Annotated in this window: 11 protein-coding genes; 5 read left to right on the forward strand and 6 right to left on the reverse strand. The window is 73.6% G+C overall.

The features are described from left to right. Window positions 1-80 precede the first annotated feature (80 nt). A complete protein-coding gene (locus DKT68_RS20680; protein WP_109819054.1) occupies window positions 81-1,709 on the forward strand; it encodes an MFS transporter in 1,629 nt (542 codons plus the stop codon). An 82-nt stretch (window positions 1,710-1,791) separates the two neighbouring features. On the opposite strand, the gene DKT68_RS20685 is transcribed toward DKT68_RS20680, so the two are convergent. The 4 genes from DKT68_RS20685 to DKT68_RS32450 all read right to left on the reverse strand — a co-directional run bounded on the left by DKT68_RS20685 (window position 1,792) and on the right by DKT68_RS32450 (window position 5,313). Beyond that, window positions 1,792-2,295, reverse strand: coding sequence for a hypothetical protein (locus DKT68_RS20685; protein ID WP_109819055.1), 504 nt, complete (start codon window positions 2,293-2,295; stop codon window positions 1,792-1,794). A 68-nt stretch (window positions 2,296-2,363) separates the two neighbouring features. Then, complete coding sequence (locus tag DKT68_RS20690) at window positions 2,364-3,995, reverse strand: RecQ family ATP-dependent DNA helicase (RefSeq protein ID WP_109819056.1); 1,632 nt, start codon at window positions 3,993-3,995, stop codon at window positions 2,364-2,366. A gap of 141 nt (window positions 3,996-4,136) precedes the next feature. Then, the gene (locus DKT68_RS20695) at window positions 4,137-5,087 is read right to left on the reverse strand and encodes a TIGR03557 family F420-dependent LLM class oxidoreductase (RefSeq protein WP_109819057.1); all 951 of its coding nucleotides are present in this window, start codon (window positions 5,085-5,087) and stop codon (window positions 4,137-4,139) included. Between the two features lie 100 nt (window positions 5,088-5,187). Next, entirely contained in the window at window positions 5,188-5,313 is a 126-nt protein-coding gene (locus DKT68_RS32450) for a hypothetical protein (RefSeq protein ID WP_255421242.1), read from the reverse strand. 216 nt (window positions 5,314-5,529) lie between these two features. Here DKT68_RS32450 and DKT68_RS20700 point away from each other — a divergent pair, with 216 nt between their 5' ends. Next, entirely contained in the window at window positions 5,530-7,020 is a 1,491-nt protein-coding gene (locus DKT68_RS20700) for a glycoside hydrolase family 3 protein (RefSeq protein WP_109819058.1), read from the forward strand. Between the two features lie 10 nt (window positions 7,021-7,030). On the opposite strand, the gene DKT68_RS20705 is transcribed toward DKT68_RS20700, so the two are convergent. Together DKT68_RS20705 and DKT68_RS20710 are read right to left on the reverse strand one after the other, a co-directional pair. Then, the gene (locus DKT68_RS20705; RefSeq protein WP_109819059.1) at window positions 7,031-7,318 is read right to left on the reverse strand and encodes a GNAT family N-acetyltransferase; all 288 of its coding nucleotides are present in this window, start codon (window positions 7,316-7,318) and stop codon (window positions 7,031-7,033) included. Next, window positions 7,315-8,541, reverse strand: coding sequence for a cysteine desulfurase-like protein (locus tag DKT68_RS20710; RefSeq protein WP_109819060.1), 1,227 nt, complete (start codon window positions 8,539-8,541; stop codon window positions 7,315-7,317). The genes DKT68_RS20705 and DKT68_RS20710 overlap by 4 nt, the downstream gene beginning before the upstream one ends. A gap of 96 nt (window positions 8,542-8,637) precedes the next feature. Here DKT68_RS20710 and DKT68_RS20715 point away from each other — a divergent pair, with 96 nt between their 5' ends. The 3 genes from DKT68_RS20715 to DKT68_RS20725 form a co-directional block, all read left to right on the forward strand. Beyond that, window positions 8,638-9,003, forward strand: coding sequence for a hypothetical protein (locus tag DKT68_RS20715; RefSeq protein ID WP_109819061.1), 366 nt, complete (start codon window positions 8,638-8,640; stop codon window positions 9,001-9,003). 60 nt (window positions 9,004-9,063) lie between these two features. Continuing rightward, window positions 9,064-9,885 carry a DUF1206 domain-containing protein gene (locus DKT68_RS20720; RefSeq protein WP_109819062.1) on the forward strand — a complete coding sequence of 274 codons (822 nt, stop codon included), beginning with the start codon at window positions 9,064-9,066 and terminating at the stop codon, window positions 9,883-9,885. An 82-nt stretch (window positions 9,886-9,967) separates the two neighbouring features. Beyond that, a partial coding sequence (locus DKT68_RS20725) for a mechanosensitive ion channel family protein (protein ID WP_109819063.1) occupies window positions 9,968-11,158 on the forward strand: 1,191 nt, incomplete at its 3' end.

An 11,158-nucleotide genomic window follows, 5' to 3' on the forward strand; every position in this document is an offset into this window, starting at 1 on the left:
TTTCCTCCTTGCCCGGCCATCCTAGTTCTGCGTATGGTCTACGCATTACAGCGTACGACATACGCAGAAGGAGTTCTCCCATGACGACGACGACCGCACCGGCACCCCGCGCGGGCCGGCGGGAGTGGATCGGGTTCACGGTGCTGATGCTGCCGCTGCTCCTGGTCTCGATGGACGTGTCGGTGCTCTACTTCGCCGTCCCGTTCATCAGCGAGGAGTTGCGCCCCACCGGCACCCAGCAACTCTGGATCTTCGACATCTACGGCTTCGTGCTGGCCGGGCTGCTGATCACCATGGGCGCCCTCGGTGACCGCATCGGGCGGCGCCGGCTGCTGCTGTTCGGCGCGGCGGCGTTCGGCGCGGCGTCCCTGCTGGCCGCGTACGCCGACAGCGCCACGACGCTGATCGCCGCGCGCGCCGTACTGGGCGTCGGCGGGGCCACCCTGATGCCCTCCACGCTCGCCCTGGTGCGCAACATGTTCCACGACGCCAAGCAGCGCGGCACCGCGATCGGCATCTGGACCGCCACGCTCACCGGTGGCATCGCGATCGGTCCGGTGCTCAGCGGCGTCCTGCTGGAGCACTTCTGGTGGGGCTCGATCTTCCTGATCAACATTCCGGCGATGGTGCTGCTGCTCCTGCTCGCCCCGGTGCTGGTGCCCGAGTTCCGCAACCCGACGGGCGGGCGGTTCGACCTGGTCAGCGCGGTGCTGTCGCTCGGCGCTCTGCTGCCGGTCATCTACGGCATCAAGGAGATCGCCCGCGACGGCGTCGACGCGGCGCGGGTGCTGGCCATCGTGGCGGGCCTGCTGGTCGGGGCGCTGTTCCTGCACCGGCAGCGGACCCGGACGTACCCGATGATCGACCTGGCGCTGTTCCGCCGTCGCGGCTTCGCGGGGTCGCTCGCGGTCAACCTGCTGGCGATGTTCGCCCTGGTCGGCTTCGCCATCTTCACCACCCAGCATCTCCAGCTGGTGTTCGGCCTCAGCCCGCTGCGGGCGGCACTGTGGAGCCTCGTGCCGTCCCTGGCGGTGGGCGGGATCGCCCCGGCCGCCGCCGCGCTCGCCCAGCGGGTCGAGCGGGCGTACCTGATCGGGACCGGTTTCGGGATCGCCGTGCTCGGCTTCGTGGTGCTCACCCGGGTCACGCCGGAGTCGCCGCTGTGGCTGCTGCTGCTCGGCGCCAGCATCTACGCGGCCGGTCTGGTGATGGTGATGTCACTGGTCACCGAGCTGGTCCTCGGCGCGGCGCCGCCGGAGCAGGCCGGTGTCGCCTCGGCGCTGACCGAGTCCAGCAGCGAGCTGGGCGGCGCGCTGGGGATGGCGATCCTGGGCAGCGTGGGCGCGGCCGTCTACCGTCGTGAGGTCCTCGACGGCCTGCCCGCCGGGCTCCCGGCGGACGCCCGCGACGCGGCCCGGGAGACGCTGGCCGGCGCGCTGGCGGTGGCCGAGGGCCTGCCGACGCAGCTGGGCGACACCGTGCTGCACGCCGCCCGGCTCGCGTTCACCGACGGGCTGCACCTCGCCGCGATCGCCGCCGTGGTGGCGATGCTGCTCGGCGTGGTGACCGCGCTGCTCTCGCTGCGCGGCGTCCGCCCCGGCGACCCCGCCGTGCTGCCCGCCGAGCCGGTTTCGGCCGCCCACGGGTCGACGACGGCGAACGAGCGGACGCCGACCCCGACCGGTCCGGGCGGCCCGGCTGCCGGGTGACCGGCGCAGCGAAGCGGCCGCCCGGTGGCCTCCCGAGAGGGGGACCACCGGGCGGCCGCCCGGGTGTTCGTGGTCGGGTGGGTCAGTCGTTGAGCACGTGCGCGAGACGGTCGCGGAAGCGCCGCTCCGAGTCGCTGACCGACTCGCCGCCCAGCCCGAGCAGACCACCGCTGGACGCGGCGCCCACCACCTGCTCGGCGATCTTCACCAGCCAGTGCTTGTACGCGCCGGCCTCGCCCTCGTCGACCCGGACGGCCAGCAGCGTGGCGGCCTCGGCGGCCCGCAGCAGCACGTCGTCGATCATCGCCCGGGGGTCGGCGGGGGCGATGACGGGCAGCTCCTCGCCGCTGTCCGGGTCGCCGACCCGGGTCACGATCTCACCGGCCACGGCGGCGACCAGGGGACTGGCCGACTCCCGGCCGGCGGCGATGGTCTCCAGCCCGGCGGCGTTCTCCGCCATCGTCCGGCGGGTGCCGTCGGATTCCGCGGCGCTCGCGGCGGTCAGCACCGACTGCGGCAGGCCGACCAGCAGCCCCCACTCCTCGTCGGAGAAACCAAAACCGGTGTACGCCGGCTGCTCGATCACGGCAACGCCCCTTCCGCCCTGCTCTGTCCTGGTCAATCGATGGGCCCCGCGCCGGTGCCCGGCTCAGGCTAGTCCAGCGCCAGCAGGCCCTGTTCGGACACCACGCGCACGGACAGCGTCTTGTACCCGACCTCGTCGAAGAGAACCGTCATCTTGTCCTCCTCGTACCCGAGCACCAGGCCGTGGCCCCACTCCGGGTGCCGCACCTGGCTGTGCACCGGGAACGGCCCGACCGCGCCCTGGTCGGCGACGCTGGTGCCGTTGTGGCAGTTGTCGCAGTGCGCGCAGACCTTCGTCATCTGCTCGCCGAAGTAGGCCAGCAGGGTCTGCCCCCGGCAGGCGGTGGTCTCGGCGAAGGCCCGCATCATGTCCGTCCGGGACCGGGTCACCGTCTGCTGCCGCTCCGCCTCGGCCAGCGCCGCCGCGGCGGCGTCCACGGGCGTCGGGGCGTAACGGGGAACGCCGAGGCGCTGCCGGGCGCGCGGCTCGGCGGCCCCGACCTGCTCCAGAAGGGACAGGTACTGGCCCAGCTTGCGCGGCCCGAGGCCGGTGGCCTCCCTCAGCTCGGTCTTGGTGGCGGGCTTGCGGCGCAGCAGCGCTGCCAGGTCGCGCAGCTCGGTCTCGTCGGGCAGGCCACCGCTGAAGAACCGTTGCAGCCCCACGTCCTCGGCCTGCCACAGCAGCAGGACCCGGGCCGGCTGCCCGTCGCGCCCGGCCCGGCCGATCTCCTGGAAGTAGCTGTCCGGCGAGTCGGGCAGCGCCATGTGCACCACCCAGGCAATGTTCGGCTTGTCGATACCCATTCCGAACGCCGAGGTGGCCACCATGATCGGCACCTCGTCGGCGAGGAACGCCTCGTGCAGCTCGGCGCGCGCGCCGGCCGCCATGCCCCCGTGGTAGCACTGCGCCGGGAACCCGTCGTCGGTCAACCGGGCGGCCAGCTCCTCGGCCGAGCGGCGGGTCGGCACGTAGATGATTCCCGGCCGCTCGTCGTCGCGCAGCAGCGTGACCAGCCGCCGCCACCGGTAGTCCTCGGTGGGGCAGTGCGCCACCTCGAGGAACAGGTTGGGCCGGTCCAGCCCGGAGACCACCACCTCCGGCTTCCGCAGCCGCAGCCGGGCGATGATGTCGTCGCGGACCGGCGGGGACGCGGTGGCGGTCAGCGCGACCACCGGCGGCCGGCCGATGCCCTCGATCAGGTGCCCGAGCGCCAGGTAGTCGGGGCGGAAGTCGTGCCCCCAGGCCGAGATGCAGTGCGCCTCGTCGATCGCCACCAGCGCCGGCTTGAGCGAGGCGACCTCGGCCATCCGGTCGGGGTTGCTCAGCTGCTCCGGGGTGATGAACAGGAACTCCGCCCGGCCCTCGCGGATCTCGGTGATCGCCTCGGCCTGCTGGGCGGCCGACTCGTTCGAGCTGATCCGCACGGCCCGCAGCTCCGGGCGCTGGCGTTCGTTGAGGGCCGCGATCTGGTCCTGCTGGAGGGCCAGCAGCGGGGAGATCACCACGGTGGGGCCGGGGATCAGGCTGGCCGGGATCTGGTAGATGGCCGACTTGCCGGCGCCGGTCGGCAGCACCACCAGGGCGTCGCGTCGCTTCATCACCGCCCGCATGGCGGCGAGCTGGTTGGGCCGCAGCGTGGTCCAGCCGAAGAGGCTCCGCGCCGCGCGGCGCAACGTCATCGAGTGCGTGGACAGTTTCATCGAGGGCCGGAGGTACCCGACCCGACCAGCACCGAAACGCGCCCGTCTGTGACGTCGCCGACCGTCGCCGGATCGAGACCGTGGACGGTCGCCGACGCGGTCGGACGGCAGCCGCCCAGGATCTCGCCGGGGTGGGACGGGTCAGCGCAGGCGGGGCAGGACCTCGCGCTGGTAGAGGTCGAACAGGCCCTGGTGGTGCGGGCCGACGGTGGCCACGTACACCTCGTCGAAGCCGGCCTTGGCGTACTTGTCGATCATCTCCAGGTGCGCGTCGGCACTGTTGCCGCACACGAACGCCTCCTTCATCATCTCCGGCTTGACCAGCTCGGCAACCTGCTCGAAGTGGCGCGGCGAGGGAAGCACCTGGGACAGCTCGCCCGGCACCCCGGCGTTGGGCCAGCGCTCGTACGCGATCCGCATGCCCTCGTCCTCGCTGTCGGCGTACGCCGCCTTGAAGCCGGCCTGGCACGGCTTGTCGCCGCCGCCGTTCTCCCGGAAGCGCCGGACCATCTCGGCGTCGGGCATGGTGCTCACGTAGCCGTCGCCGATCCGGGCGGCCAGATCGATGGCCTTCGGGCCGAAGCCGGAGACGTAGATCGGTGGGGGAGCGTCGGGCAGCGTGTAGATCCGGGCGTGTTCGACCGTGTAGTGCTTCCCGTGATGGTTGACGAAGCCGCCCTCCCACAGCTTGCGCAGCACCTCGACGGCCTCCTCGAGCATCTCCAGCCGGACGTCGGCCTGCGGCCAGGCGTCGCCGAAGATGTGCTCGTTGAGCGCCTCGCCGCTGCCGACGCCGAGCACGAACCGCCCGCCGTGCAGCACCGCGCTGGTGGCGGCGGCCTGGGCGATCACGGCCGGGTGGATCCGCACGGTCGGGCAGGTCACCGCGGTGGTCACCGGCAGCGAGCAGACCTGGCTGAGCGCGCCGATCATCGACCAGACGAACGCGCTCTGCCCCTGTGCGTCCACCCACGGGTGGTAGTGGTCGGAGATCCACAGCGCCTCGAAGCCGGCCTGTTCGGCGCCGCGCGCCTGCTCCAGCAGCTCTGCCGGCGTGAACTCCTCACTGGACAGAAAGTAGCCGATCTTCATGGTCTCCCCCTCGCGACGCGGACCCGCTGACGGGGGAAGCCCTACCCCGGCCAGGGTCGGCCACACCCGGCCCGCCGGTGCCCGATCGGGTGGGTCGCGCTCAGCGGCGGCCGAACATCGCCCGGATCGCGGCGAGCAGCAGCAGGGCGCCGACCACCAGGCCGAGCAGGCGTACGCCGGGGATGTCGGCCGGGCTCGTGGCGTCGGCCAGCAGGGCGGGGTCCATCCCCGCACTCTCCCCGGGACCGGGCGGCCGGGCAACTGTAAGGTTTATTGACTATTGAATCGCCCAGTGTGACCATGGCAGCACCGCCTGCCGGTGGCGGTGCGCCGAGGGCGCGCGAGAGATGGGGTACGGGGGCCGCATGAGCGAGCGCAACCAGCGGATCGGCGCGGGCGCGCCGGCACCGGGGACCGACGGCGACCGCCACGAGGGGGCGGCGTGAGCGCGCCCAGCGGGCACCTCCCGGCGCTGGCGGCCGCCGTCCTGCAACCCGGGTTCGTCGGCACCACCCCGCCACCGTGGGTGTGCCGCTGGCTCGGCGAGGGGCTCGGCTCGGTGGTGCTCTTCGCCCGCAACGTCGTCGATTCCGCCCAGGTGGCGGCGCTCACCGCGACGCTGCGCGCCGAGCGGCCGGACGTCATCGTGGCGATCGACGAGGAGGCCGGCGACGTCACCCGGATCGAGTCGGTCCACGGCAGCTCCCGGCCCGGCAACTTCGCCCTCGGCGCGGTCGACGACCCGGAGCTGACCGAGGCGGTCGCCCGGGACCTCGGCGTCGAGCTGGCGGCCGCCGGCGTCACCCTCGACTACGCCCCGGACGCCGACGTCAACTCCAACCCGGCGAACCCGGTGATCGGCGTCCGCTCGTTCGGGGCCGACCCCGCGCTGGTCGCGCGGCACACCGCCGCCTGGGTCCGCGGTCTCCAGGACGGCGGCGTCGCCGCCTGCGCCAAGCACTTCCCGGGGCACGGCGACACCCGGGTCGACTCCCACCACGACCTGCCCCGCATCACCGCCGACCGGGACCGGCTGGACGCCTGCGAGCTGGCCCCCTTCCGGGCCGCCGTCGCGGCCGGCGTGCAGGCCGTGATGACCGGCCACCTGCTCGTGCCCGCGCTCGACCCGCAGCTGCCGGCCACGCTGAGCCACCGCATCCTGGGCGGCCTGCTCCGCGACGAGATGGGCTTCTCCGGCGTGGTGGTGACCGACGCGGTGGAGATGCGCGCGGTCGCCGACCGGTACGGCTTCGCCGGCGCGGCGGTCCGCGCGCTCGCCGCCGGCGCCGACGCGATCTGCGTGGGCGGCGAACGGGCCGACGAGCACGCGGCCCGGGAGCTGCGCGACGCGATCGTGGCCGCGGTCGTCTCCGGTGACCTGCCCGAGGAACGCCTCGCCGAGGCGGCCAAGCGGGTCGGCCAGCTCGCCGCCTGGACGGTGGCCGCCCGCACGGCCCGGTCGGCCCGAGCGCGCGGCGACGCCGCTGTCGGGCTGGTCGCCGCCCGCCGCGCCGTGCGGGTCACCTCCGCCGGCGCCGGAACCGTCGCGCTGCCCCTGACCCGCGCGGCGCACGTGGTCGAGTTCGAGCCGCCGCGCAACATCGCCATCGGCGCGGAGACGCCGTGGGGCATCGGGGTGCCGCTGGCCGAGCTGCTGCCCGGCACCAGCGCCGTCCGCTACGCCGAGCCCGACGTGCCGGCCGATCCGGGCGCCGGGGCGGGCGGTCGCCCGCTGGTGCTGGTCGTCCGCGACCTGCACCGGCACGACTGGATGCGCGCCGCGGTGCAGCGAGCCCTGGCCACCCGGCCGGACGCGGTCGTGGTGGAACTGGGTGTGCCCGAGCTGGTCACCGGCGCGGTGCACCTGGCCACCCACGGCGCCACCCGGGCCAGCGGGCAGGCCGCCGCGGAGGTGCTGACCGGCGCCCGCTGACCCGACCGCGTCACGGGTACACGGCGACGAGGTCGGCGTACTCGGGATGCTTGTCGATGTACGCGGCCACGAACGGGCACTGCGGCACCACCCTGCCGCCACGGGCGCGCACCTCGTCCAGGGTGCCCCGGATCAGCGCGCCGCCGACGCCCATGTTCTGGAAGGCCGGGTCCACCTCGGTGTGGGTGAACACCAGCACCTCCCCCCGGGCCAGGTACGCGGTGAAGCCGGCCAGCGCGTCGTCGACCAGGATCTCGAAACGGTGCTTGGCGGGATTGTCCTCGACCAGGTTGCTCACCGGCCCATTGTCCCCGCGCCCTCGGCCAGCACGTCGAGTTCGGCGAGCAACCGGTCCACCTCGTCGGCCGTGTTGTAGTGGTAGATGCTGGCCCGGACCGCGCCGCCGCTGTCGCGCAACCCCATCAACCGGAAGTACTCGTAGGCGTAGTAGTCGCCCGAGGAGAGGCACAAACCGGTCGCTCCCAGCGCCTCCTGGGTGGCTGCCGGCGACATCCCGGCGACCCGGAACGAGACCGTCGGGCAGCGTCGGGCCGGGGAGCCGTAGACGGTGATGGCCGGGCGCGCGGCCAGCCCGGCGAGCAGCCGGTCCAGCAGCGCCTCCTCGTGCGCCTGGGCGGCGGCCAGCCCGGCCCGCAGCCGTGCCCGCCGGTCGCCCACCGCGTCCGGGTCGAGGCCGGCCAGGTGGTCCACCGCGGCGGCCACGCCGGCCAGCAGCGGGAAGCTCGGCGTGCCGTACTCGAACCGGTCCGGCACCGCGTCGGAGGACGGGATGAGCTTCGCCGGGCGCAGCGCCGCCCACCGGGCCGGGTCGGCCACCATCGCCGCCAGGTGCGGCCCGGACCACTTGTAGGCGCTGGTGACCAGCACGTCGGCGCCGAGTGAGGCCAGGTCGGTCGGCCCGTGCGGGACCGAGTGCACCCCGTCGACGCAGACCAGCGCGCCGACCGCGTGCGCGGTCTTCGCGATCGCCGGCACGTCCGGCACCGTGCCGATGGCGTTGCTGCCGGCGGTCACCGCGACCAGCCGGGTGCGCTCGCCGACCAGCTCGGCGTACTGCCCGGCGGGCAGCTCGCCGGTGTGCCGGTCGACCTCGGCCCACCGCACCGTCGCGCCGGCCGCCTCGGCGGCCTGCACCCACGGCCGCACGTTGGCGTCGTGGTCGAGCCGCGAGACCACCACCTCGTCGCCCGGCCGCCAGGCCGCGCCGAGAGTGCGGGCCAGGGTGTACGTCAGAGCGGTGGCGCTCCGGCCCAGCACCACCCCGGCCGGGTCGGTGCCGAGCAGGTCGGCGACCGCCGAGCGGGCCGCGGCCACCAGCTCCAGCGAGCGGCGGCCCGGGACGAAGGCGGCACTGCGGTTGCCGACCGCGCTGCGCATGGCGTCGGTGACCGCGTCGATCACGCCGGCCGCGGTCTGGGTGCCCCCGGCCCCGTCGAAGTGGACGAAGCCCTCGGTCAGGGCGGGGTAGGCGGCCCGGGTGCGGGCGATGTCGAAGGGCATGCCCGGGACCCTAGCCGGTGCCCCCACGCCCTTCTCGGCCGCCGGGATGATCACCGCTCGGCGCGGGTCTCGCGCCCGTCTCGTACCCTTGGCGGGGTGACGAACCCATCCGCCACCATTTCCCTGACCCCCATCCGCCGCGCCGCCGGCCTGTTCGCCGGTCTGGCGCTCGGCCTCGCCGTGCTCGCCGGCTGCAGTTCGCAGGGCGCCTCCACCGACTGCGGGCTGGACGCCTGCACGGTCACCTTCGAGCGGGGTGTCGACGCGAGCGCCACCATCCTGGGCGTCGAGGCCAAGCTGGTCGGCGCGGAGGGCGACCAGGTGACCGTTGAGGTCGCCGGCGAGCAGCTCACGCTCACCACGGGCCAGCAGGCCACCGAGGCCGGCGGTTTCGCGGTCACCCTGGACAGCGTCACCGACCAGCAGGTCAAGATCCGCGTAGCGCGGAACGCGGGCAGCTGACCTGGGGCGGGTGGCGGTGGCCGACGTTTGGGGATCTTCGTAATCGGAGATTGTGGCGCCATGTCACTCACCCGTAGCGCCGAAGCCACCGCCTCCCGCACGGCGGACAGCCGGTGGCTGGAACTCCTCGCCCGGGCCGGCTTCATCGGCTACGGCATCGTGCACCTCCTCTTCGCCTGGTTGGCGTTGCAGATCGCCTTCGGAACGTCGTCCGACGACGGCGACCAGTCCGGCGCGCTGCGTACCCTCTCCGCCCAGCCGCTGGGCAAGTTCCTGGTCATCGCCACCGCGGTGGGTCTGCTCGCCATGGCGATCTGGCAGGCGCTGGAGGCGGCGGTGGGGCACCGCGCCGAGCGGGGCAGGGAGCGGGTCGTCGAACGGCTCGCCTCGGCCGGCCGCACCATCGTCTACCTCTACTTCGCCTGGACCGCGTTCAAGGTCTTCAAGGACGCCGGTTCCAACAGCGCCGACCAGCAGGAGGCGCTGACCGGCAGGCTGATGACCTCCAGCGGTGGACGCTGGCTGGTGGGCCTGGCCGGGCTGGTGCTCGCCGCGATCGGTGTGGGCCTGGTGATCTACGGTCTGGTCAAGCGCTTCGAGAAGCACCTGAAGACCGGCGAGATGAGCCCGAAGACCCGCAAGCTGGCCCGCCGGCTGGGCATCGCCGGGTACGTCGCCAAGGGTGTCGCGTACGGCATCGCCGGCCTGCTGATCATCGTGGCGGCGGTGAACTACGACCCGGAGAAGGCCCGCGGTCTGGACGCCGCGCTGCACGCGCTGCGGGACCAGTCGTACGGCGCGGTGCTGCTCAGCCTGGTCGCCCTGGGCATCGCCGCCTTCGGCCTCTTCTGCTTCCTCCAGTCCCGGTACCGCAAGGTCTGAAACTGGTCGATTCCGGGGACGTCGGGCATTGTTGGGCCTTTGCCCGAGCACCATCGCCCAGCCGGAGGGGAGCACCACGCACGTGCAGAGTTATCTCGGAACGGCCGTCGCCGCGCTCGTCGCGGCGGCGGTCGCTCTTTTCCTGGTCGAGGTCGTCCACCGGATCACCCGGCGGCTCGGCCGCCGGTCGCTGCTGATGACCGAGTTGACCGATCACGCCCACCGGCCGTTCCAGGTCGCGGCGACGGTGCTGGCGGTGCAGTTCGCCGCCCGCTTCAGCACCGGGTACGCCGTCGGCGAGGGCTGGCGGCGGCTGCTGCTGCACCTGCTCGTCCTGGGCGTCATCGCCACGACGGCCTGGCTGGTGGCCTCGCTGCTGGTGGTCGTGGAGGACACCGCGCTGGCCCGGTTCCGCGTCGACGTGCCGAACAACCGCCACGCCCGGCGGGTACGGACCCAGGTGGTGATGCTGCGCCGGCTGACCATCGCGGTGATCGTCATCCTGGCCGTCGGCGTGATGCTGATGACGTTCCCGAGCGTGCGCGGCATCGGCGCCGGCGTGCTGACCTCCGCCGGTGTGGTCGGCGTGGTGGCCGCGCTGGCCGCGCAGAGCCTGCTCGGCAACGTCTTCGCCGGCCTCCAGCTCGCCTTCAGCGACGCGGTCCGCCTCGACGACGTGGTGGTCGTCGAGGGGGAGTGGGGCCGGATCGAGGAGCTGACCCTCAGCTACGTGGTGGTGCAGATCTGGGACGACCGGCGGTTGATCCTGCCCACCTCGTACTTCACCAGCAAGCCGTTCCAGAACTGGACCCGGACCGAGGCCGCGGTGCTCGGCACCGCCGAGTTCGACGTCGACTGGGCGGTGCCGGTGCAGACCATGCGGGAGGAGCTGCGCCGGCTCGTGGAGAGCACCGAGCTGTGGGACGGCCGGGTCTGCGTCCTGCAGGTCACCGACGCCACCGGCGGGACGGTCCGGGTACGCGCGCTGGTCAGTGCCGCCGACGCCGGCAGCCTGTGGGACCTGCGCTGCCTGGTGCGCGAGCACCTGGTGGCCTGGATCCGCGACAACCGCCCCACGGCGATGCCCCGTCTGCGCACCGAGCTGGGCGGCGCCGGCAGCAACCTGCCCTGGCAGTGGGTGCAGCCGCGGCGGCCGGTGCGCCGGTTGACCGACACCGAGGTGCCCGACGACGCCCGCGTCTTCGGCGGCGGCGACGACGGCGCCGCCCGCAGCGAAGCCTTCGTAGGCCCCGAAGAACCCGCAACCCCCCGC

Origin of the sequence: Micromonospora acroterricola (assembly GCF_003172955.1) — a bacterium.
Classification (GTDB): Bacteria; Actinomycetota; Actinomycetes; order Mycobacteriales; family Micromonosporaceae; genus Micromonospora; species Micromonospora acroterricola.